A 20,104-nucleotide genomic window follows, 5' to 3' on the forward strand; every position below is an offset into this window, starting at 1 on the left:
AGGACAGCCAGCCTCGCCAGATTCCGCTCGGCGCTCACGCCCGCGGCCTGGAGGACACACTCGACGAACTGAGACGCTTCGGCTGCACCAAAACACTGCAGACCGCTGTTCAACGTCTATGGGCGGCAGGGCCCGCCAGCCCGGTACAAGCCGCCATACAGCGGTCGGTGACGGCGCCATGGACCCACACCAACGCGTCGTCGAAGCTGGCCCTTCTGCGGCACGCCGGAGACCTCCTCCCGCCCGAACTGGCCGATCAGGCAGGACACCACTGTCTGACCCTGCTCGAAGACCCTGACCCCTTCGCGCAACGCGTACGACCGACGTTCTCCATCGATCACTACGCGCACAGGGCTCTTTGGCGGGTCCTGCCCGCAGCCAGCGACGCGGTCCACGCGGCAGCAGCAGACGTGCTCCTGCGCATCCTGCCCGACCGGCCGGGCGCGCCTGCGGAAACCGACCTGATCAAACTCGCTGCGCACCTGAGGCCTTCTGCCGTCGCAGCCTCCTCCAGCCGGCTGCTCGCGGCCGCAACAGGCCACAGCAGCCCCAGCATGTCCGCCGCGTTCTTGGGCGTACTGATCGCCTGCGGCGACTCCGCGGCCGAAGCCGAGCTGCTGCGCCGCACCGAAACCGGCGACATCGACGCCATCGGCGAAGTGCGGTCACCGGCGGACCTCGCCCCCCGCACCGGCCAGCACGTGATCGGCCTGGCCGCTTCTCACTGCCAGCAGCAACTCGAGGAAGCTCACCGAAACAGCTGGGGACTCGGGGGCTGGGACTGGGCGCGCCTCCTGGCACTGTGCAGCTTTCATTTCCCCGAGCATGCCCGCTGGGACCCCGTCATCGACATCGTGCTCGATCCTCAGGTCGCCCAAGAGCACAAAGCAGGGGCCGTCCGCGCCCTCACCACACGCGCCGACCAGCTCCCCGCCGCAGCTGCCGCCCGTCTGCGGGCTGCCTTCGAGACGGGACTGCCCACAATCAGGGGGGTACCGGGCTTGATCGACGAAGCCGGGGACCTCACCGAGGCAGCCTTCGCCTTCGGCCTCGCCCTCGGCGCCGTCGATAGCAACACGGTGCTCCACCGCATCCTCACCTGGTTGCGCGGCTCCGCCTCACAACGCCAATCAGCCTCACGCCTCGTAACCGCCCTCAGCTACCACACGAACGACCCCGTCATCCAGGGAACGCTGGTCGCTCTCACCGGCGATCCGCAGTACCAAGTCCGCGCCGCAGCAGCCTTCTCCCTCACCCGCGGACTCCAGGAGAACCCCACTCCAGCCGTCGAAGCAGCCATCACCACAGCAGCATACGAACCCGGGTGCCGCGTGCCCCTCGCCATCGCCCACGCCCTCGACCACACATCAGCCCTAGAAACCCACCGCGCCCTGCGAAACGAGCTCCGACAACACATGTCCGCTCTCGTGCGCTCAGCAGCCACCCCCACAGCCAGCCCACCATCCACAACAAACACACCATGCCCCGCCACCACCCCTTGATAATCCCTGTCCTGTAGTCGACGCCCTGACACTGGCCGGGCCCCAGCGCCGAGGAGTAACAGCGCCCGCCACGGGCGGGCGCCATGCTCTCGCCTGCAGGTAGTAGGACAAAGCATCCGCGGTTTACAGCACCGCGAGGACGAAGGTCAGCAGCGCCAGGGACAGGGTGGCACTGCCCGCGAAGGCCACGCCACCGCGCAGCAGAGCGGTGGCATAGGTGGCTCCGTCGATACGAGCGAGCAGACCGGCCGCTGCTCCTACGAGCGTGCAGAAGAGACCGACGACGGCCAGAAGCAGGGCCAGCAGGATCAGGTGAATGGATGAGGTGTTCATGCCTTCTTCCCAGGACAACCGACGACGGGGACTCCGGCGAATTTCGCGGTTCTGGTGTTCACCGGGGTTCAGGGCGAACAAAGATGAACGAAGACGGTCGCCTGGGAGACGGAGAAGCAGGACATGGGGGACGTGTACGAGGATCCGCTGGCGGAACTCGCGCTACGGCTACGCACCCTCAGGGCGCAGCGGGGTCTGCAGATGGGTGGGCTGCAGCAGCGGACCGGGCTGGGGCGGACAACGATCAGCCAGGCGCTGAACGGCCAAGTGGCGCCCTCCGAGAACACACTGGTGGCCTTGGCGAAGGCACTGGGCGCGGATGTGGAGCCATTGCTGGCCTTACGCGACACCGCCGCCCGCGTACCGCAGGTGCGCCAGGGCTTGCCGAGGAGAGTCACCCGCAAGTCGGTGCGGCCCAGAGTGCAGCCCTCGTTCGAGGAGCGGTACCTCAGCTACGTGACAGAGCGGCATTCCCAGCTGACCGTCGTAGGGCTGGACCTGAGCCGGCCGGAACGTGCGCGCTGGCCGCTGGACGCGGCGTATTTGAGCTTGGAACTGGCGGAGCGGCCGGAAAACTGGCCTGCAGGCAGTGAGGAGCCGAACCGGCCATCCGTCGTGGTGAAGCGTGCCGAACACGCGTTGGCCGACTGCCGACGCGTGCTTCTGCGAGGGCTCGCTGGCAGCGGAAAGACAACGCTGCTGCAGTGGCTGGCTGTCGCCATGGCGCGCGACGAGCTGCCGGCAGAACTGGCAGACTGGCGGGGGCGGATTCCGTTCGTCCTGCCGCTGCGGACGCTGGTGAGGCGTGGGCCCCTTCCAGAGCCGCAGGATTTCCTCTCTGCGGTCGGCACCCCCCTGGCCGCCTCACAACCTGAAGGCTGGGCCGATGCCGTACTCGCCAGGGGGGAAGCACTCGTCCTGGTCGACGGCATCGACGAGGTTCCTCAAGAGCACCGAGGCGCCACCCGGGACTGGCTCGAGCGGCTCTTGGCAGCCTACGGGGACGCACGCTTCGTGGTCACCACGCGTCCGTCCGCTGTACCCGAAGGCTGGCTGGCTTCGTCGCGCTTCACCGAACTGTCAGTACGGCCTATGAGTGCCGCTGACATTGGACTCTTCGTCGGCCGGTGGCATACCGCCGCCCGGCAAAGTGCAGCAACCGACGCCGAACGGTCACAGCTGCATGATCTCGAAGCAGCGCTCCAGGTGACAGTGCGTGCTCAGCGTGACCTGGCGCAGTTGTCCAGCACACCCCTGATGTGTGCGTTGATCTGCGCACTGCACCGGGACCGCCGCGGTCACCTGCCCCACAGCCGCATGGAGTTGTATGAGGCAGCACTGTCGATGCTTCTAGTGCGCCGTGACCTTGAACGCAGTATCGATGTCCCGGAAGGCATTCAGCTCACCGAACACCAGAGCGTCCAGTTGCTGCAGCGCCTGGCCTACTGGCTCATCCGCAACCGCCAGACCGAGATGGAACGGACTACCGCGACAGCCCTGGTCGACGACGCTCTGCCAGCTATGCCGACTGTGGCCGAGCAGGGCACAGCCGACCAGGTCCTGACGCATCTGGTCGGCCGCAGCGGGCTGCTGCGCAAGCCCACCATGGACACCATCGACTTCGTCCACCGCACCTTCCAGGACTATCTCGGGGCAAAAGCCGCCATCGAGGCCCATGACTTTCCGCTGCTGGTCAACAATGCCCATGACGACCAATGGGAGGACGTCATACGCATGGCCGTCGCCCACGCCAGGCCTGTTGAAAGCGCAGATCTGCTACGCCGCCTCATTAAACGCGGTGATGCTGAGAACGAGCACCGGCCCAGGCTGCACCTCCTGGCGGCCGCCAGCATGCACTACGCCACCGAAGTAGCCCCTGACACGCGCCATAAGGTCACGGCGCGCGCCGCAGCCCTGATGCCGCCCCGCACTCTCCAGGAAGCAAACACCCTGTCCGCGCTGGGTCCCGGCATTCTGGACCTACTGCCACCCACCGCCGACGGACTGCCCGAAGACGAGATCATTGCCGTGTTGCGCACTGCCGCAGCCATGGGCGGCGACCAAGCTTATGCGTACCTGCAACATTTCGTCCCGACTGTCGCCCCCTCGGTGCCGCGCCACGAACTGATGCTGGGCTGGACCAACTTTGAGGCAGCCGATTACGCCCGCGACATCCTCCGCCTTGTCCGGGATCGCCTGCATGTCACCGTCCGGACTCGTGCGCAGTTTGACGCTCTCCCGCTGCTGACACCGATCGAACTCATCTCGTTCGAGCTGGCACTCACCCCGTCAGACATCCTCGAGCATCTTTCCCCGGAACACACCACATCCCTGTACCTCCGGGGCATGGAGGGGCCCTCGCTGCACAGCCTGTCGTTCGTTCGGTCTCTGGCCGCGCTGCGCTCGTTGGCTCTTGGCCCCTCGACACCCGTCGACGGCCTACACCATCTCGCCAGACTGCCCCTGCAGAAGCTGAACCTGCTGGACCTGCCTGAGGGTTTCTCCTTCCAGGCGCTCAACAATCTCCCACAGTTGCGTGAACTGCTGCTCTATACCGTCCTGCCGTGGAGAACGCTGCATACCCTGCCCGCCTCGCCAACTCTCACAAGGCTTTGGCTCGGCGGCCAGATAGAGGCCTCCATCACCGGCATCACCCAGTGGGCCATGCTCGAAGACGTTGTCGTCAACCATGTCATGGACGCACTGGAATGGGCCGAGCTCGCGGAGCTGCCTCAGCTGACCAGCCTTCAGGTCACCGACGCCGACTTCGCCAACGCCCCCCTCATGGCCACCGTCAATCGTCTCGGGCTCTCTGTGTCTCGGTCCGACATCCGCCTCGACCTGATCCCGGACCGGTTTCCGAATCTTGAGCAGCTAAGGATCAACGCTCTCGCAGACGTTGCCTACGATCTAGCCCCTCTCCAGTCCCTTATGAACGTGGAGATCCACCTCTACAACGCCGATCGCATCTCGCTCACCGGTCTGGAGGGATTCGCTCCAGAACGATTCACGCTCTTCCCCCGTCCACGGCCCATCCAGACGTGACCGTCAGCCCCGTCAGCCGCCGCCGAACGCCACTACGCCACCGCGCAGCGGGCAGCCGCCAGTGCCAACGATCCCCGTGGTCGGAGCGAACGCCCTGGCGTTCCGGACCCCTTCCGCAACTTGAGAAAGGGGGTCGACGAAGAGGAGTAGGCGAGGCTACTAGCATCCTTCGCCGCTCACCGAACTGCTGCCAAGGGTGCGCCCGTACCGGGAGGCCCCGGTCGAGTGGCCGGTGCACTACGCGAGGGAGGACCGAGGAGTCCTAGCCTGGCCCTTCCCGGCAGTCAGCGCTGGGGCGTTCGCGCCCCTACGCGCTGAAGTGTCCGCCGTCCGATGGGGTGGACTGGGCTGCGGTGGCCGAGGGTGAGGACTCGGCGGCGGACTCCGGCTCCGGCTCATCGACCACCGGCGCGACGTCGACGGCCGTGACTACAGCCTCCGCCTCGGCGACTACGGCCTCCTCCGTCGCGGGCGCGGTCTCGGAGGTCACGACCGTGGCCTGGGAAGCGGCGACGGCGCGGCGGTCGCGGTAGTCCTTCAAGACCTTCCACCCAGCCACCGGCACGCCGACGGCAAGGGCACCGAGAATGAAGGCTCGCCGCTGGCCTAGCCGTCGCCCGAGCTGGACGTAGGCCGCCCGTAGGGCATCAGGGCCTCCTAGCTTGCGTGCCTCCGCGCTGAGTTCCGAGTAGTCCCACACCGCGCTCCCCCTCACCTTTCGCTGCTGTCCAGTAACGGCTTGATCATCCCAGGGCCAAGCTGACTCGGGGGCGGATCAGGACAACCGGCCTACCGGACCCTGGATCTGAGGGCGGGGCGTTGTCGAAGCTGCGACCGCACTCTCACCGGCGGCCCCCGCTCCATAGCACACGCGGGCGTAGCGCAGCGCGGTGAGGGTGTAAGGCAGGTGGTGTTCGGCGGCGTCGCGTAGCCCCATCGCCTGGTCGTCGTCGACCGGGGCCGCCGGCGACGTCGCCGCTGGGTCGGCGGCCGGAGCCGGGGCCGGGTCGGGCGCCGCCGTGGTCAGCGTGGTGCTCCAGACGTCAGCAAGCGAGTCCGCGGGCACGGCAGCGGGCTGAGTGTCGGACGTGGGCGGCTTCTGCATCCGCACCGGGCTGGCCTGCGCGGGAAGGGCTGCGGGGTTCGGGCCGTCGGCGGCCTTCTTGCCGCTGGTGGCCCACTCGCGGGCTTCGGTCTCGTGAAGAACAGCACGTGGGTCTCGCCGGCCGAGGGCCGCACCTGGCACCACCACGTCACCCTCGTCACCGCCGCTCAGGCATTCCTCACCCTCAGGCGGCTCGACCCAAAAGTCCGCACACCGGCCTGACCCTCTACCAGGTCCTCGACGTTCTCCGGGACCTGCTGAGGTGCTGGACCGGTACCTGCACCCACCTGCGGACGCCCCCGCCCCGCCCCCGGAGCAGCCACAGACAACCCACAACCTAACGAAGCACTACTACTGTAGGCTCCACGGCCACTTGGACGGGACGTCCTTCACCTGCTCGCACCAGATGCCGTCGGTCTCCTCGATCAGGAACTCAATCCCGGCGCCCGCCCGGCCCGGAGGCTCCAGACGGATCCTCGACGCCCGCCCCCGCAGGAGATCTGCCACCCGCCGCGGTCCACCAGTCCTCGTACCGGTTTCCCGCCTTATCCGCAGCCCTACCGACAGCCCCATCCGGCATCACTTCCCCAGGACACGGCAGCAGGCTTCTCATCGCCAGCAAACCCCAGCAACCCGCGACGTTATCGCCGCCGACAGACACCCGCACGCGCCAGACCGCAGGTGTCAAAAGCATGACTTAACAGCAGGTCACCCCCACAACAAACATCCCTGCCATCTCCACAACATCTAGATAATGGACATCACCGGCGAGCGCGGAGTCGAAGCCGTCTGCTTCGCCGACACCCGCGGCTCCCAGGTCGAGATCGTCCAGAACATCGGCCGCGCGCTCCGGCTCAACCGCGACGGCTCCACCAAGGTAGCCAGGATCATCGTGCCGGTGTTCCTGGAGCCCGGCGAGGACCCGACCGACATGGTCGCCTCCACAAGCTTCAAGCCGCTCGTAGCCGTCCTCCAGGGCCTGCGCTCGCACGATGAACGCCTCGTCGAGCAGCTCGCCTCCCGCGCACTCACCAGCGGCAAACGCAAGGTCCACATCCAGCGTGACGAGGACAGGCGGATCGTCGAGGCCGGCGGCAAGGGCGAAGGCGAGGGCCAGGAGCGGGACGACACCGACGGTGCGGTCGAGTCGGCGCTGCTGCACTTCTCCACCCCGCGCGACCCGGCAACGATCGCGGCGTTCCTACGCACCCGCGTCTACCGCCCCGAATCGCTGGTCTGGCTCGAGGGCTACCAGGCCCTGCTGCGCTGGCGGAAGAAACACGAGATCACCGGCCTCTACGCCGTTCCCTACGACGTCGAGGCGGAGGTCGGAGCGACCAAGGCGTTCCCGCTCGGGCGGTGGGTACACCAGCAGCGCAAGGCCCTGCGGGCTGGGGAGCTGGAGGAGCGGCGCAAGGAACTGCTGGACGCGCCCGAGGCCGGGATGGTGTGGGAGCCGGGCGAAGAGGCGTGGGAGAACAAGCTCGCCGCACTCCGGTCCTACCGGCGAGCCACCGGACACCTCGCCCCCCCCGCCAGGACCAGGTCTGGGGCGAGGGCGAGGCCATGGTGCCCATCGGGCAGCACGCGGCCAATCTCCGCCGCAAGGGCGGCCTCGGGAAAGACCCCGAGCGCGCCGCAGCGCGGGGGGCACAGCTGGCGGCGATCGACCCGGACTGGGACTGCCCGTGGCCACTCGACTGGCAACGCCACTACCGCGTCCTCGCGGACCTGGTCGACGCCGACGGCGTCCTGCCGGCCATCCAGCCGGGTGTCCTGTTCGAGGGCGACGACCTGGGCAAGTGGCTCGCACGGCAACGCGAGGCGAGCACCTGGGCGCAACTGTCCACCGAGCAGCAGGAGCGCCTCTCCAGGCTGGGCGTGCAGCCGCTTGAGGCGCCGTCTCCCGCCCCGACGGCCACGCGGTCGACGAAGGGCCCGAGCAAGGCCCAACAGGCGTTCCAGCGCGGCGTACAGGCCCTCGCTCAATGGGTGGAGCGGGAGGGCCAGCGGCCGGTGCCGCGCGGGGCCATTGAGGAGATCGCGGTCGACGGCGAGACGGAGCCGGTGACCGTGAAACTGGGCGTATGGGTCTCGAACACCCGTGCCAGGCGGGACAAGCTCAGCGCCGAACAGCTCGCCGCCCTCGCGGCGTTGGGCGTCGACTGGGCGGGCCCGGCACCGACGGACGAAGGTTCTGAGCAGCTGGCGCCGACGGAAGCGCCCGTGCCGGAGCAGCGCGACGCGGGCGGCGCAGGGGCGGACGATGAGAGCGAAGCCGAGGTGGCCTGCGGCCTGGCGCGCATGAAGCGCCTCACCGAGCTGACCCGGAAGCACACCAAGGCCGAACTGCTGCGCATGGCCTACGCGGGCGGCCTGGTACGCCACAACTCCCCCGAGCAGTGGCGCAAGGACGAGATCGCCTCCGCCGTCGTGGACCAGGAGCTCAGGGCCGCCGCCCGGGCCGGAGCCGACCAGCCTCCCGCCCCGCCCACGGCTGTCGTCCCGGCGAAGCGGCCGCCGGTACGGCACCACCATGACGAGTGGGACATGACGATGTACGAGGGCGGTGCCTGCACCTGCGACCTCATCGAGCAGTACGGAACGCCCTCCGAACGGGACGACTACTGAGAAAGCCTCTGCCTGCTCCCTCCCACCGCGCCAGACCCCGGGCCCTCTCTTCGAAAGGCCTGGGGCCTCGTGCTGTCGGCACGGGCGGGCGGACGTCGTCTAGGTCGGCCGGGCCGGTGCGGGACCCGCTCGTGGGTCGTCTCCTCCCTAGCACGGAGTTATGAGATGAGATTGTCAAATGTTGACGTCCAGAACGCCAAAGATCGCAATCTGAACACGCAGGGGTTCCGAGCATCAGATGCGGGCCTGCCTGCGACTTTTGGTGAACAAAGGTTTCCTATCGGGGTCATCAGTGTTCACATGTTTTCCGACTAGCCGAGCTGAGCGGGCGTCCGGCCGTGCGTGCGCTCCCGTAACCGACAACCGAACCGCCCACGCTGGGGCGCATAGTTGGGCCCGTGAACACCGAACTGACCGTGCTCAAGCGGGACAAGGCCGTGAGCCAGGGCGACACGATACGGATGCTGCTGGACGAGTCCAAGCGCTCCAGCCGTGCCGTCCCCATCCGGCGTGCGTTCGTCCAGGACGCCCGCCCCGGCCCCCGCCTGGTCACGCAGCCCGGCCCCCTCCGTCACCTGCTGCGCAGCCCCGAGCGGCTGGAGCTCTTCCTCCTGGTCCACTGCGTCGCCGCACGGGGCCCACTCCCGCGCGGTCGCGTCGACGGCGACTGGGGCGTGACTCGCCGGTCCGAGACATGGGGCCGCGCCGCAGGGATCTCGTTCGCCACCGACGGCACGGCGAGCGCCGCGGTCTCCCGGCACCTGGCCAAGCTGAAGAAGCTGAAACTGATCAGCACGGCGCCGGACGGCCGGATGACCCGCATCACCAAGCTGCTCGAAGACGGCTCCGGGGACCCGTACACGCTGCCGTCAGGCAACTGGGAGGGCTCCCGCAAGGACATCTATTTCAAGGTGCCCTTCGCGTACTGGGAGCAGGACTACTACAAGTCGCTGACGATGCCGGCGAAGGCGATGCTGTTCATCTTCATGAGCCAGCGCAGCCGGTCCTTCGTCCTGTACAAGGACAAGCAGTTCGCCTCCTGGTACGGGGTCTCCCCGGCAACCGTCGGGCGCGGCATCACGGAGCTGAAGGCGAAGGGGCTGCTCTACGAGTTCCTCACTGAGCAGTATCTGGACGGCTCCTCCATCTTCGGCCAGAGCACGGGTGTGCGCTGGGCGCTCGCCGCGCCGTTCGACCTGAACGTCAACAAGACCGACCGGGAGGCGGCGGCCGCCGCCTGGACTCCGGCGGGGGCCGCCAGCACCGCGCTGCGGATCGCCTCCGGTGTCCCCGTGCTCTCGGGGACGATGGCCCGGGAATGAACACCGCCGGGACGCTACGTCCCGGCCCCATGACTCCCGGTCCGGCGCGAACGCGGGTCGGGCGCGGCGCAGGCCGCCGCCCCAAAACGGGCGACGGCCCCCTGTTGGAGCAGGGAGCCGCCCAGTGAAGAAACCGACAGTCACTCCCCAAGGAGGCACCATCAGCATGTTCAACGAGCCTAAGGGCACCGACCGACCGGCGTCGACCCGGCACCACCAGGGCAACGACAAGCTGCGTCACATCTGGCCCGCGATCCGGGCCCGGCTGCTGCAGCTGCTGGACGGCGGTCGCCGCCGTCGCCTGCGCGGCCTCGCCCGTACGGCGGGCTACGGCATCGTCCGCGGCTCCGCCGGCGCCGTGGGCGCGAGCGGGACTGGGTGGATCATCTGGTGGATCCAGCAGCGCTGACCCGGCGCACCCGCTGATCCCATCTCCGCCAACCTGGTGGTCCCGGTCCCTAGGCCGGGGCCGCCAGCGGCTCACCCCCTACAACGGTCACTGCACTCGGGCCGTCATACGGGGACGACGGCAAGGACCAGGCGCCAGAGTTCGGACAGCGGCCGCGCCGACGTGCGACACCAGCGAGCGCGGCCCCGATCCCCGGAGCGTCCACGCCGCCCATGCCGCCCTCCATCACCCGCAACTCCAGTTAGGGACATGGGTGAAAGCGGCCTCAACGGGGATGCCCCGAATTCGATCGCACCTGTATACAGGTGCGGTTACCGTCCTGGCATGGACGATTCACTCTCGTTCAAGAGCTTCCTGACGGGTTCCGGAAGAGCCGCGTACAAGGCCATGGAGGACCACGGGCGCGGCGAGTACGACGAGTTCGCTCTCCACGGTGGCGTTGCCGTCGAGCGGCTCGCCAAGGCCGTCCTGGTCAAGAAGAACCCGACCTATCTGGTCGAAATGCGCAACGGGAACTCAGATCTGCTGCTGTACTTCGGCGGTGATTTGGAGCTGGACCAGGACAAGGTCCGCACTGTCGGCGCCAAGGAGGCCCTCCAACGGCTCCGGCGCATAAAGGTGCTCCCGCCTGATCCTCAGCTCGATCGATTGATCGACCTCCGGAACGGCACCGCACACACGACTGTTGGCGACGAGGCCAGGTCTCTGCTGCCGACACTTGCCGAGACCATCGCCATCCTGTTGAAGGCCGTCGACATGTCGGCTGAGCAGTTCTGGGGTCGCTGGATCAGCGCGGTCAACGTGGCCGTCGACAAGCAGCGAGACGCGATCCAGCGGGACGTTGAGGTCCGGATCAAGCAGGCACGACACCTCTTCGATGACCGGTTCAAGGGACTACCTGAGGGCACCAAGGAGAGGGCACTCAAGGAACCCGTCGAAGGCCCTCATGCCGTTGCGGTGTCCGGGGAAGACGACAGGCTCATCGTGCTGATCTCCACTCTCGCGTGTCCTGCATGTGGTGGAGAAGCGCATATCCGGGTGACACCAATCCGCTCGACCACCACAGGGGCGGAGGTAACGGTGGACCTTCTGGACTGCCCCCTGTGTGGGTTGAAGCTGACCGGCCCTGAAGAGATCAAGGCTTCCGGTGCCGATGTCGAGAAGGCCGTGGTGCCATCGAACATCATCGTCTCGTGGGGCATGACCCTGCCGACTCCGCTCGACTTGAGCCGCATAAATACGGCTTGACCATCAAAACTCGCCGACCTGGAGGCCGCAGCCGAGAGCTACGGGTACGGCTACCACGGCCAAGCGCCCACCCCCGTCCTGGCCGACCTGATCGCTGACTTCGCCGGTCTGCGCCCGCTGCTCACCGTCCCGCAGCCCGCCCCGGTACGGGCGCGGCTGTGCGTACGGCCGGACAGATGGCCGGGATGACCGCGGTCGTCCTGCACGACCTGGCAGCCGCCGGGAATCCCGCGCCTGGTTCGCCACCGCCGCCCGGGCCACGGCCGAATCCCGCAATCCCCAGCTGCACGCCTGGGGGCTTGCCCGGGAGGCCATGGTGCCGCTCAACTACGACGCCCCGAAGGCGGGGCTGGCCGGCCCCGCCGACCAGGCCCGCCAGGCCGCAGGGCACCAACAGACCGAGCAGGCCCACGCCGCACTCGCCGGCGCCCTCATGGAGCGGCTCCCCGAGGGCGAGCGGTCAGACACGTGGCTGACGTACGGCGAGCGGAAGCACCACCACGCCTTCACCACGCTCGCAGACGCCCTCCGCGCGAACGAGAGCCAGCAGCGCGCCCTGGAGCTGTCCGCGCCGTCCCGCACCATGACGCGCTCCCTGCTGCGCATCGACGCGGCGGCGTGTTCCCACCGGGACGTCCTGGTGGACGATAGGCGTACGCGGCGACCGCTCGAATCGCCGGCGTTGGTGTTGGACCAGTCCCAGCAGGCGGCTGCCCCGTGCCGTCAGATCCGCCGGCACGCGTTCGCTGAGCAGGGCTTGGAATGCGGGTGAGGGAGCAGGCCGCCACGTGGCCATTACCTGATGGGATGCTCATCGGTTGAAGGTGCATGTGGCAGCAAGGTTCTTCGGCGCACCCGGCAGTCGCTTATCCCTGTCGATATAGCGCCCGTTTCCTGGATCCGTACGGTGGAGAACAGCGGATGCCGTGGGGCGAGGCGGCTGGTGTCGTTCGTCTGGAGGACTGCGGTCCTGTACGTCCGTTTCCACTGCGATCTGGCCGTCGTTTCGCGCCGGGCTGGTGGTGGTCGGCAACGACCGGGCGGCTGGTGCACTACAGGTCGGGTGTCATGCGTACCCAGGTGATGCTGCTGGACCGTGATCCTTCGGTCATGGCGATGGCCTGCCGCCCTGTAGACCTGTCCTGGCGAGGATCTGAGGGGACCGTGGTGTCGCATGCGCCGCATCTGATGGCACGGTTCAGCGACGGCGGCGGTCTGCTGCTCGACTGTGCCGGACGAGGGGAGATCTCTCCCCGGCTCCGGGATCTGAGGGGACCGTGGTGTCGCATGCGCCGCATCTGATGGCACGGTTCAGCGACGGCGGCGGTCTGCTGCTCGACTGTGCCGGACGAGGGGAGATCTCTCCCCGGCTCGCACACCGTGCTGACGTCATGGCAGCGGCGGCACGCGCGGTGGGGTGGCAGTACAGGGTCGCCTCGCCTCCCGAACCGGTTGTCGCCGCCAACCTGGGCTGGCTGTCGGGATACCGGCACCCTCGCTACCGGGACACCGCGCTCTTGGAAGGGGCGATGCGGGTCTTTGCCCGTCCTCGGCCGCTGATCGAAGGAGCCCGTGCCCTCGGGGACACCATCAGGGTTCTCCCAGCCCTCTTCCATGCCCTATGGACCGGGGCGCTGTCAGCCCCGCTGAACGAGCCCTTGCATGAACGGGTGACCGTGACAGCAGGACCAGGCAAGTGGGCGTCTGCGTGACGGCGGCAGTACTCGAGGTGGGGACCCAGGTGCGGTTCGAGGACCGCACCTGGACGGTGGTGATGCTCGAAGGGGCCCGTGTACGGCTGGTCGACTCGGACAAAGCCACGGCAACGGTGCTGGTGAACTATCTGTTCGCTGCTCCCGACTTCGAACTCGTCGGAGCGCCCCGCCCCCAGGTGCCTCCGTTCGGGCTCCTGGAGGAACTGCCTGTGCAGGCACGCGAGCGTGCTGAGGCCTGGGAGCGGCACGTGCGCGAGGTGGAGACGGGCCTTCCGGTGCCGGGGCAGGGCGGTGCGCCGCGGGCGGAGTTCGATCCGGCGCAGCGGACTGTGGCGGAACGGGAGGAGGCCAAGGCAGCGGAGTTGACCGCGGCGGGGCAGCCCACGAGTGCGGTGACCGTGCGGCGGATGCGGGCCCGTTACCGCGAGAAGGGGCTGTGGGGGCTGGTCGACCAGCGCACGGCGCGCAGGCGTTCTGTGGTGGGACGGGCCGATGAGCGTGTGGTCGCTGCGATCACTCAGGTGCTGGAGGCGCAGCGGGAACGCTCCAGTGGCACGCTGAGCCGGCTGCGGCGCATGGTCGGGTGGGTGCTGGAGGAAACCCATGGTTCCGGCGCGGTGGAGGTGCCGCCGGTGACGACGTTCAACCGGCTGGTGCACGCGCTCGCCGACGGCCATGGACTGCTGGGGTCGGCGGCGCAGCAGCGGCGGCGCACGTCGCGGCCGGCCCCTCCCTTCACCCCGACTGTGGCGCTGCGGCCGGGTGAGCTGGTGATGCTGGACAGTACGCCGCTGGATGTGCTGGTTGTCCTCGCGGACGGGGTGACGGGGTCGGTCGAGTTGTCGATCGCGTTGGACGTGGCAACGCGCAGTATCTGTGCTGCGGTGGTGCGTCCGGTGGGCACAAGGTCGGTGGATGCGGCGGTGCTGCTGGCGCAGATGGTCACGCCCATGCGGATGCGCCCGGGGTGGGAGACGGCGCTGGCGATGTCCCGGTCAGTCATCCCCTATGAGCGGCTGGTGTCGTTGGATGCGCGGCTGGAAGGGGCAGCGGCCCGGCCGGTGATCATGCCGGAGACGGTGGTGGTCGACCAAGGTGCGGTGTTTGTCTCTCATTCCTTCATTGCCGCGTGCGAGAGCCTGGGGGTGTCCGTTCAGCCGGCGCCGCCGGCCAACGGTCCGGCCAAGGGCCATGTCGAGCGGACGTTCCGCACCATCGGGGACCGGTTCTCCCAGTACGTGGCCGGCTACAGCGGCTCGGATGTCACCCGGCGCGGCACGCGCGTTGAGGACGAGGCGTGCTGGACGCTTGCGCAGGTGCAGGACCTGCTGGATGAGTGGCTGGTCACCGACTGGCAGCACCGCCCGCACGCGTCGCTGCGCCATCCGCTGGCGCCGAAGCTTGCCCTGTCGCCGAACGAGATGTGGGGCGCGCTCGTGGGAGTCACCGGCTATATCCCGGTGCCGCTGAGCGCGGACGACTACATCGAGCTCATGCCCATCAAGCGGGTGGCCATCAACGACTACGGCATCCGCTTCGACTACCGCACCTACGACCACAAGGTCCTCAATCCGCATCGCGGGGACCCGTCGGGTGCACCGGACGGCAGATGGGAGGTGCACCACAACTCCTACGACCCCAATCAGATCTGGGTGCGGCTGCCCACCGGGTGGGAAGAGGTGCCGTGGATCCACCGCGGCTGTGTCAGCCTGCCCTTCACCGACTTCACCTGGCAGCACGTCCGTGCCGCAGTCGAGCGCCGCTGCGACCGCGTCGAGCACGAGCGGCAGCTCGCCCAGGCCCTGGACCGCCTCCTGCGGCGTGCGAGCAACGGTGACGGGACTCGCCGCGAGCAGACGGTGGCGGCGCGCGCCAGCGCCGCAGCGTCCCTGGCCCGACCGGCCGTGCCGCAGGCGGTCCCGGACCTTGTGGCGGCTCCGACCCTCTCCTACGGCCTGGTGGGTGCCTTCACGCCGCTGGAAGAAGAGGATCAGCAAGGCGAGACAGGGTTCGAGGACAGCTGGGACGAGGACGACGACCTGCCCGGCCCCACTGACGCCGATGAGCCTGCTAGAGACGAACGGCCGGACTCCCCCGCTCAAGTTCAGCGCCCGTCCCGGATCTATGACGCCTACCAGGAAGCAGCACAGTGGTGACAGACGCCCATGCCGACAGCACCCTTCACGACGGAGCGAGGGCCGCGGCGTACGCGCCGCCGACCACGCGGGACGGCTGGCAGCAGTTCGTCGCCACTCCCCCGCTGCAGCCCCATCCGGCCGCGGACGAGGACTGGTCGCTGGAGGAACGGCTGGACTACCACTCCCGGTTCGTGGTGCTGACCACCCCGGCCATGGAACGCATCTCCGGGTCGCTACGGCGCCTGATGCTCCTCAACCGCCGCCAGCAGGGCACCGCACGCCGTGGCCTGATCGTCTCCGGACCGCCCACCACCGGCAAGACCACCACCCTGCTCGAAATGGGCCGCACCTTCGAACTCGCCGAGCAGCGCCGGCACCCCGGCCGCACGGACCGCCTGCCCGTGGTCTTCCTGGCCGTGCCACCGGCCTCCACACCCAAGATGCTGGTCAGCGAATTCGCCCGGTTCCTCGGCATCCCCATCGCGGCCCGCATGAACCAGGCACAGATCACCGACGCCGTCTGCCACCTGCTGTGCCTCCTGGAGACGAAGCTGGTCCTCGTGGACGACGTTCACCTGCTCGACACCCGCACCCGGTCCGGCGCGGAAACCTCCGACCAGATGAAACACCTCGGCGAGCGCATCCCCGCCACCTTCGTCTACGCCGGCGTCGACGTCGACGCCTCTCCCCTGCTGACCGGGCCGCGCGGCGTCCAGCTCGCCGGCCGCTTCACCCTGATCCGCAACACCGCGCTGCCCTGCGCCACCGAAGAGCAGCGCGAGATCTGGCGCGCTGTGGTCACCGACATGGAAGAAGCCCTGCGCCTACGCCACCACACCCCGCACACCCTGGCGCGGCACGCCGGCTATCTCCACCAGCGCACCGGCGGCGTCATGGGCAGCCTCTCCCACCTCATCCGCGAAGCCGCCCTGACCACCCTGCTCAACGGCAGCGGAAAGATCACCAAGAAGCTCCTGGCCGGCATCCAGCTCGACATCCGCGCGGAACAGCAAGCCCGCCCGCCCCGAAAACGCATCCCGCGCCCGCGCAGCCACAACGCGGGATCCTGACAGGTTGGAGCGGCGGTGACGAAGACCACCAGCGGGCGGCAGGCGCAGCCACTACAGCGCGAGCAGCCCGAACTCTCCGGGCACGCAGGGGCTTTGGGGGCAGTGCGGGTAGCGCCGCTGCACGGTGAGACGACGCTGTCCTACATGGGCCGAGTCGCCTCCCGCTACCGGCTCACGGCCAAAAAGCTCATCGGCGCACTCGTGGATGGGGGACGGCGTCCCAACCTCTTCACCGTGCGGCCCGACGGCGAAGTCGTCTTCAACGCCGAGGCCCGGGCGGTGGTCGCAGCCTTCTGCCGCATGCCTGAAGAACACTTGCGCCGTGCCCTTCCCGCCTGGGGCCGGGAGGTTCCTTCGAGCAGGCTAGGGAGCGGGCCGGCCGCCTGGGTCCGCACCGCAGCCACGATCCCGCCGACGGGCCCGGGTGCCGGGCCTGCACCGCGACCGCCACACAGGGCCGGGAAGAAGCACGCCGCTACCTCCTGCCGCACGCACGGGTCTGCGTCAAGCACCAGTGCTGGATGCTCGAAGCCCCCGTCGTCGACGGAGCGACGGCAGGCCCCGGGCAGCTGGACGTGCGGCATGTGCCGCAGGTCGCAACGGCCCAGCGTCGTCATGTACGGCTGCTGCGGCGCAGCCCGCACGCCGGCGAAGCGTTCGCTGTGGCGCAGGCGGTTACGGCTTCATGGTGGGACAAGGCCTGGCCGGAAGAGACCCTCTGGCCCGACCAGCTGCGGCTAATGGCTCACGGCAACGGCCTCGCCTGGCGCGTAGCGGCGCGGGATGCGGTGACCTATCCGGAAGCCGTCACGCTGGCCGCGACCCTGGCCGATGCGGGTGTGCAGCAGCAGCTGCTCGACGAGGCGGGCCGGCATCAACCGCACTCGCTCGCCGATGTCCCCCGCCTCGTCGGCGAACTGGCCCGGCGTCTTGAACGGCCGTGGATCGCCGGCCGCCTCGCTGCGATCACGACAGGACCGCTGAACACCTGGGTGCGCGCCTGCGTCCGCAGCCAAGCCGGACACAGACCGAAAACGCAGAGCATGTGGCGCATCTCCCCGCCCCACCGGCCCACCCCGGTTTCCCAGCTCCTGGCGGACAGCAGTGACCGGGGCGAGACACCTGTGCAGCCCGATCCTGCGTTGCTCCCAGACAGCGCCGAAGGCGCGGCCCGGGGGTTCGCGCGTGGGCTGCGCCATGCTCGTACCTACGCCGCCGAGCACGGCCACCTGTGCGCTCCCAACACAGTGCAGATGGAAGGCTTCGCCGTCGGCCTGTGGCTCGCCAACCAGCGCGCCGCAGGACCCGAGCTCGCTCCCGAACGCGCCGCCGCCCTCGACGCCCTCGACCCGTGGTGGAACCCGCCCTGGAACCTGTGGTGGCAGCGCATCTACCACCGTGCTCAAGCACACGTCCGAGCAGGACAGCCCCTGGCTCCTGACCTCGGATTCCCCGGCACACCCGAGGGTCTCGGAGAGTGGCTGTATGACCAGTGCGCCGACTACCCCCAGCTCCATCCGCAGCAGCAACGCCTCCTCACCGACATCGGCATCACACCGGAGCAAGCACGCGCAGCAAAGCCTCGGCGCAAGAACATCAAAGCTGTTCGCCACACCGCGCTGGATCACGCCCGCGCCTACGCCGCCCAGCACGGCCACCTGTGCGCCCCCACCTCAGCCAGCCAGGGCGGCTTCACGGTCGGCAAATGGCTGCACAGTCAACGGGTACGTGCCCGGCGCGGCCAGCTCGACCCGGTACTGAACCGGACGCTGACCGACATCGACCCCTGGTGGAACCCGCCCTGGCCCACCGACTGGCAGCGCGAGCACCACCATGCTCACGCCGCCGTCACGGCTGGCGCTCTCCCAGACCCCGAAGCCGGATTCCGGAACTTCGACGACCGCACCGGGCAGTGGCTGTACGCCCAGTGCGTCAACTACACCGCCCTCCAGCCCGGCCAGCAGCACCTCCTAGCCCGCCTCGGCCTCACCGAACTCGTCGCAGGCACGGCCGTGCCCAACCCGGCCACCCGGCATCCCGCCATGGAAACAGGGCTGCACTACGCCCGGGACTGGGCAGCCCAGCACGGCGACCTCGACATCCCCCGCACCGCCCCCCACCTAGGTTTTCCACTCGGCCGCTGGCTCGCCACACAACGACACCAAGCCAACCTCCACCGCGACCTCTTCGACACCCCCTGGCCGCACGGCGAACACCTCGCCCGCATCGATCCGTACTGGAACCCGCCCTGGGGCATGAAATGGCAACGCCGCTACCAGGCCGCCCGCACACAACTCACCCCCGGCCAAAACCTCGCCCCCGAGGAGGGCTTCCCCGGCACACCGGACTGGACCGGACAGTGGCTGTACAGCCAGTGCGCCGTCTACGACGACCTCCACCCCCGCCAGCAGCAGCTCCTCGCCGACCTCGGCCTCACCGCCGAAGGTGCCCGCACCGCCCGCCCCCGCCGCAAAACCCAAGCCGCCTCCTTCGCCGCCGGCCTCGCCCACGCCCGCGCCTGGGCCCAGCAACACGGCAACCTCGCCGTCCCCGAACCCGCCCGCCACGACGGCTACCGCCTCGGCACCTGGCTGCGCACCCAACGCCGCCGCGCCAGCCGCGGAAAACTGCCCGCCGACCGCATCAAAGCCCTGGAAGCCATCGATCCCCACTGGAACCCGGCGGGAGGACTGCGCTGGCAGCAGGCCTACCTCACCGCCCGCACCCACACCACCGGCCGCTCCCTGACGACGACCGCAGACCTCGACGCACTCCCATCGGCCACAGCGAAATGGCTGTTCACCCAGTGCTCCAGCTACGGCAGGCTCCACCCTGAGCAGCAACAACTGCTCGCCGAGACCGGCCTCACCAGCGAACGCGCCCACGTCTTGGCCCCACCACCGAAGCCTTCTCAACCGCCCTGCTCTGTCCGCCCCCGCCTGAAGAACCCGCCCTCATCCTTCAACGCCGGCCTGCCCTACGCTCGGGCCTGGGCCGCCCAGCACGGCAACCTCACCTCAGCCTGTTACCGCACTGAACACGACGGCTTCCCCCTGGGACGGTGGCTGTACAAACAACGCCGAGCCGCCCACGACCACCTGAAACGAACCGGGAATACCTGGCTCCACGATCCGCAGCTCACCGCACTCGACCCGTGGTGGAACCCACCCTGGCGGGTCACCTGGAACCACAGCTGGCACCTAGCCCACACCCACTACACGGCCGCCCAGCCCTTCCCGAACAACACCATCAAATGGATCCGCACCCAGCAGCGCGCCTGGGCTCAGCTCCATCCCCACCAACAACACCTCATGATCATCATCGGCATCCACGGCCCCACACCGCTATGCCGCTACAACAGCCGTCCAGCAATCCTGACCGACCAGCCAACAGAACTGATCAACATCCACGAGACCAGCCCGAGGCAGGAAAGCCGCAGCTCACAAGCCCGCCCAGGCCCCGCCCGCAAGCAACGCCACACACCCCGCCAGCACCCACCACACCGCCGAACCCAACCAGCCAACTGATCAGCCCAGCTCAACCCTCCGGCCACCGATCAGAAAGAACGAACCACGACATCACCGAC

At 68.6% G+C, this 20,104-nt stretch carries 15 protein-coding genes and 1 pseudogene; 13 read left to right on the forward strand and 3 right to left on the reverse strand.

The genetic code is table 11. From position 1 onward, the window contains the following. On the forward strand, positions 1-1,502 hold a 1,502-nt coding region (locus CNQ36_RS00005; protein WP_163013154.1), incomplete at its 5' end, for a hypothetical protein. A gap of 123 nt (positions 1,503-1,625) precedes the next feature. Here the strand turns inward: CNQ36_RS00005 and CNQ36_RS34975 are convergent. Further along, positions 1,626-1,835 carry a hypothetical protein gene (locus tag CNQ36_RS34975; RefSeq protein ID WP_206278386.1) on the reverse strand — a complete coding sequence of 70 codons (210 nt, stop codon included), beginning with the start codon at positions 1,833-1,835 and terminating at the stop codon, positions 1,626-1,628. Positions 1,836-1,958: 123 nt separating this feature from the next. Between CNQ36_RS34975 and CNQ36_RS00015 the strand changes: the two genes are divergently transcribed. Then, entirely contained in the window at positions 1,959-4,880 is a 2,922-nt protein-coding gene (locus CNQ36_RS00015; RefSeq protein WP_121544385.1) for an NACHT domain-containing protein, read from the forward strand. A gap of 307 nt (positions 4,881-5,187) precedes the next feature. Here CNQ36_RS00015 and CNQ36_RS34515 read toward each other — a convergent pair whose 3' ends face one another. Next, on the reverse strand, positions 5,188-5,421 hold the full coding sequence (locus tag CNQ36_RS34515) for a hypothetical protein (protein ID WP_163013155.1): 234 nt from the start codon (positions 5,419-5,421) through the stop codon (positions 5,188-5,190). Between the two features lie 657 nt (positions 5,422-6,078). On the opposite strand from CNQ36_RS34515, the gene CNQ36_RS35535 reads away from it, so the two are divergent. Further along, positions 6,079-6,207 (forward strand): hypothetical protein, encoded by a 129-nt coding sequence (locus CNQ36_RS35535; protein WP_266104755.1) that lies wholly within the window; start codon positions 6,079-6,081, stop codon positions 6,205-6,207. A gap of 129 nt (positions 6,208-6,336) precedes the next feature. Here CNQ36_RS35535 and CNQ36_RS34520 read toward each other — a convergent pair whose 3' ends face one another. Then, positions 6,337-6,492 carry a hypothetical protein gene (locus tag CNQ36_RS34520; RefSeq protein WP_163013156.1) on the reverse strand — a complete coding sequence of 52 codons (156 nt, stop codon included), beginning with the start codon at positions 6,490-6,492 and terminating at the stop codon, positions 6,337-6,339. A gap of 247 nt (positions 6,493-6,739) precedes the next feature. On the opposite strand from CNQ36_RS34520, the pseudogene CNQ36_RS00030 reads away from it, so the two are divergent. The 10 genes and pseudogenes from CNQ36_RS00030 to CNQ36_RS00075 all read left to right on the forward strand — a co-directional run. Beyond that, positions 6,740-8,616, forward strand: a pseudogene (locus CNQ36_RS00030) (helicase associated domain-containing protein); the annotation flags it as partial. A gap of 398 nt (positions 8,617-9,014) precedes the next feature. Beyond that, positions 9,015-9,938: a hypothetical protein gene (locus tag CNQ36_RS00035; protein ID WP_121544388.1), complete on the forward strand. Its 924-nt coding sequence runs from the start codon at positions 9,015-9,017 to the stop codon at positions 9,936-9,938. Positions 9,939-10,104: 166 nt separating this feature from the next. After that, complete coding sequence (locus CNQ36_RS00040) at positions 10,105-10,347, forward strand: hypothetical protein (protein WP_121544389.1); 243 nt, start codon at positions 10,105-10,107, stop codon at positions 10,345-10,347. 324 nt (positions 10,348-10,671) lie between these two features. Then, positions 10,672-11,595, forward strand: a complete 924-nt coding sequence (locus tag CNQ36_RS00045) for a hypothetical protein (RefSeq protein ID WP_121544390.1) — start codon at positions 10,672-10,674, stop codon at positions 11,593-11,595. 313 nt (positions 11,596-11,908) lie between these two features. Further along, a complete protein-coding gene (locus CNQ36_RS00050; protein ID WP_121544391.1) occupies positions 11,909-12,367 on the forward strand; it encodes a hypothetical protein in 459 nt (152 codons plus the stop codon). A 149-nt stretch (positions 12,368-12,516) separates the two neighbouring features. After that, positions 12,517-12,897, forward strand: a complete 381-nt coding sequence (locus tag CNQ36_RS35540; protein WP_121544392.1) for a TnsA-like heteromeric transposase endonuclease subunit — start codon at positions 12,517-12,519, stop codon at positions 12,895-12,897. Further along, positions 12,897-13,307, forward strand: a complete 411-nt coding sequence (locus tag CNQ36_RS35545) for a TnsA-like heteromeric transposase endonuclease subunit (protein WP_121544393.1) — start codon at positions 12,897-12,899, stop codon at positions 13,305-13,307. The genes CNQ36_RS35540 and CNQ36_RS35545 overlap by 1 nt, the downstream gene beginning before the upstream one ends. 62 nt (positions 13,308-13,369) lie before the next feature. Further along, the gene (locus CNQ36_RS00065) at positions 13,370-15,466 is read left to right on the forward strand and encodes a transposase (RefSeq protein WP_410177128.1); all 2,097 of its coding nucleotides are present in this window, start codon (positions 13,370-13,372) and stop codon (positions 15,464-15,466) included. Beyond that, positions 15,460-16,518: a TniB family NTP-binding protein gene (locus tag CNQ36_RS00070; protein ID WP_121544395.1), complete on the forward strand. Its 1,059-nt coding sequence runs from the start codon at positions 15,460-15,462 to the stop codon at positions 16,516-16,518. Before CNQ36_RS00065 ends, CNQ36_RS00070 begins: the two co-directional genes overlap by 7 nt. A gap of 521 nt (positions 16,519-17,039) precedes the next feature. Further along, the gene (locus CNQ36_RS00075; RefSeq protein ID WP_121544396.1) at positions 17,040-20,045 is read left to right on the forward strand and encodes a helicase associated domain-containing protein; all 3,006 of its coding nucleotides are present in this window, start codon (positions 17,040-17,042) and stop codon (positions 20,043-20,045) included. The last annotated feature ends 59 nt before the right edge of the window (positions 20,046-20,104 follow it).

It is taken from the genome of Streptomyces fungicidicus (assembly GCF_003665435.1).
Classification (GTDB): domain Bacteria; phylum Actinomycetota; class Actinomycetes; order Streptomycetales; family Streptomycetaceae; genus Streptomyces; species Streptomyces fungicidicus.

What these genes read in the sequence shown, in the direction of transcription:
- CNQ36_RS34975 (WP_206278386.1), bottom strand. Translation starts at nt 1,835, where the DNA reads ATGAACACCTCATCCATTCACCTGATCCTGCTGGCCCTGCTTCTGGCC.
- CNQ36_RS00015 (WP_121544385.1), top strand. Translation starts at nt 1,959, where the DNA reads ATGGGGGACGTGTACGAGGATCCGCTGGCGGAACTCGCGCTACGGCTA.
- CNQ36_RS00040 (WP_121544389.1), top strand. Translation starts at nt 10,105, where the DNA reads ATGTTCAACGAGCCTAAGGGCACCGACCGACCGGCGTCGACCCGGCAC.
- CNQ36_RS00045 (WP_121544390.1), top strand. Translation starts at nt 10,672, where the DNA reads ATGGACGATTCACTCTCGTTCAAGAGCTTCCTGACGGGTTCCGGAAGA.
- CNQ36_RS00050 (WP_121544391.1), top strand. Translation starts at nt 11,909, where the DNA reads ATGGTGCCGCTCAACTACGACGCCCCGAAGGCGGGGCTGGCCGGCCCC.
- CNQ36_RS35540 (WP_121544392.1), top strand. Translation starts at nt 12,517, where the DNA reads ATGCCGTGGGGCGAGGCGGCTGGTGTCGTTCGTCTGGAGGACTGCGGT.
- CNQ36_RS35545 (WP_121544393.1), top strand. Translation starts at nt 12,897, where the DNA reads ATGGCACGGTTCAGCGACGGCGGCGGTCTGCTGCTCGACTGTGCCGGA.
- CNQ36_RS00065 (WP_410177128.1), top strand. Translation starts at nt 13,370, where the DNA reads ATGCTCGAAGGGGCCCGTGTACGGCTGGTCGACTCGGACAAAGCCACG.
- CNQ36_RS00075 (WP_121544396.1), top strand. Translation starts at nt 17,040, where the DNA reads ATGCTCGAAGCCCCCGTCGTCGACGGAGCGACGGCAGGCCCCGGGCAG.